Source organism: Microcoleus sp. M2_D5 (assembly GCF_036701935.1).
Classification (GTDB): domain Bacteria; phylum Cyanobacteriota; class Cyanobacteriia; order Cyanobacteriales; family Microcoleaceae; genus Microcoleus.
In genome coordinates, this window is sequence record NZ_JAUBRP010000055.1 from 1 (window position 1) to 2,483 (window position 2,483).

Genomic DNA, 2,483 nt, shown 5'->3' on the forward strand with positions numbered 1-2,483 from the left:
TGCCCGTCCTTTTTGGACGGGCAGGACGCCCATCCCACACACTTGTGGAAGTTATTTAATTCTCATTCATGAGAAGCGATATTTTATGAAAACAATCGCCCGATTGATGATAGCTTGACTGTCGCACCTACTTATATCATTTCCGGTAACACGGTAATAATGTTCACTGTTGACGGTTGACTGTTGACGCCGTGAACAGTGAACTCTAATTTACTATTCCGAAGCTGCAACCGGAATTGATATAATTCATCTGCGTTAATCTGCGTTAATCTGCCTGTATCTGCGGTAAAAAAAAGAAAATTGAGCGGGCCGCAGATGACAATGAATTGACGCCCATTTACGCTGATGCAGAGAAGAGATAGATGAATAATCCCGATGCTAACAGATTTGATATTAATTGTTAAATCTCAAATCTACAATTTACAATCGACTCACCAAAGTTCAAAATTGCCAATGGCGGCTGTGGAGTCAACTCTAAAATCTAAAATCTAAAATCTAAAATCTAAAATTGACTGACATTCCTGGCTTGAATCTATCAAAAGAGGGAATTTTTTTAACCGTTGTGGGCGGAGAACCTCTCTCTAGAGAACGGTTCCGCCGATCGCTCAAATCGAGTAAAAATAGAAGGTCACATCTCCTTTTGTATTTTATGAAACTGAATTATTTTACGAAACGGCTTTCGACTTTAGGGCGCTTGATGGCTGCAACCGTCCTTTGGGTGTCAGCGATGGCCTTCGTTTGGTCTGGTGCGTTCTTCTCCAACACCGCAGCAATGGCTTCTCCTGCTGTAAACATCGCAGCAGCAGATGCGGGCGATGCGGTTCAAGAAAAAGCCAGCAAAGATGCTGGACGAGCCAAGAACTTCATCCGAGATACAGAAGAGAAGGTTAAGGAAGCTGCCAAGACAAATGCTGCTAAAGTCGATAGAGCATCGGAGGATGGTAGTGTCGTAGAGCGCAAAGCTAAGAAAGATGCGGCCACAATTGAGAAAAGAGCATCGGAAGATTCAGCTCGGACTCAGGAAGCAGTAGATAATACCAAGAATGCTGTCGAGAGCGCTGTTGACAGCATCAAGGGTGTTTTTGGCAAGTAGACAATAAATTAAGTAGGTAAGCGCAAAAAAACAATAATATCTTGCAGGGGCTTGTAGGGGCGGCTTTAGGGCTTATCTACAGTAAGGGCGAGTCATCGTTGCAGAACCCGCCCTCTCCCCAAGTAATGTTTATTTGTACTTACTTACTTGAAACTGAAAGATTGATGTACATTGACCAAGACCTCTAGACGGCTCGTGTAAGCGACCCCAAGCCAGGCTTTAAAATTGCCGCAAAAAGCGCAAATCGCTAGCATAAACCCGGCGAATATCGTCGATTTCATAAAGCACCATTGCGAACCGCTCGACACCAAAACCGGCCGCAAACCCAGTATATTTTTCTGGATCTAAACCGACTCCTTTAAGAACGTTAGGATCGACGGTTCCGCAGCCCAAAACTTCCAGCCATTTGCCGTTCCACTGCAAATCTACTTCGGCAGAAGGTTCGGTAAACGGAAAGTAACTCGTGCGGAAACGAATTGGCAAATCTTGCCCGAACATTTGCCGCAAAAACTCTTTAATTGTGCCTTTCAAGTCAGTAAATGTCAGACCTTCATCAATTGCTAAAAGCTCAATTTGGTGGAAGACTGCGGCGTGAGTAGCATCGACAGTATCGCGGCGGTAAACGCGGCCGGGAGAGACAATCCGAATCGGGGGTTTGTGCTGTTCCATGTAGCGAATTTGCACTGATGATGTCTGAGTCCGCAGCAAGTCGCCGCCCGGTAGGTAAAATGTATCTTGCATATCCCGCGCTGGGTGGTCTGGCGGGGTGTTGAGCGCCTCGAAGTTGTAATAATCTGTCTCCATTTCCGGGCCGTTGGCGACGGTGTATCCGAGGCCGACAAAGATATCGAGAGCGCGGTCTATGACGGCGTTTAAGGGGTGAACGCGGCCTTGGGGGCGAAAAATCCCCGGCATCGTCACATCGATGGTTTCTGAGGCTAATTTGGCTTGGATTTGGGCTGTTTGGAGGGCGGCGCGCTTGTCTTCTAAATCTGCTTGCAGGGCTTCTTTGACTGTATTGGCGATCGCCCCTACTTTGGGCCGCTGGTCTGGCGACAGTTTGCCCATCATGCCTAAAATTTGAGAGAGTTGGCCTTTTTTGCCGAGGTAGCCGACGCGCAACTGTTCGAGTTGTTCGAGGGTATTGGCAGTGGCGATCGCACTTTTGGACTCTTGACCGAGGGTTTCTAGTTGAGTTTCAATGTCGCTTAGCTGGACAGTCATTTTGATTTTAGATTTTAGATTTTAGATTTTAGATTGATGGCTGTTTTGGGCCAAGTTGAGTTTAGCGCAATTTTGGCTCGACAGCCTTGTTGATTTTAGATTTTAGATTTTAGATTTTAGATTGATGGCTGTTTTGGGCCAAGTTGAGTTTAGCGCAATTTTGGCT

2 protein-coding genes are annotated in these 2,483 nt (G+C 46.2%); one reads left to right on the top strand and one right to left on the bottom strand.

Annotation, left to right across the window (positions count from 1 at the left end):
• Positions 1-649: 649 nt before the first annotated feature.
• Positions 650-1,093 (top strand): hypothetical protein, encoded by a 444-nt coding sequence (locus tag QUA50_RS20810; RefSeq protein WP_333298792.1) that lies wholly within the window; start codon positions 650-652, stop codon positions 1,091-1,093.
• A 219-nt stretch (positions 1,094-1,312) separates the two neighbouring features.
• On the opposite strand, the gene pheS is transcribed toward QUA50_RS20810, so the two are convergent.
• On the bottom strand, positions 1,313-2,317 hold the full coding sequence (gene pheS, locus QUA50_RS20815; protein ID WP_015177077.1) for a phenylalanine--tRNA ligase subunit alpha: 1,005 nt from the start codon (positions 2,315-2,317) through the stop codon (positions 1,313-1,315).
• Positions 2,318-2,483: the final 166 nt, after the last annotated feature.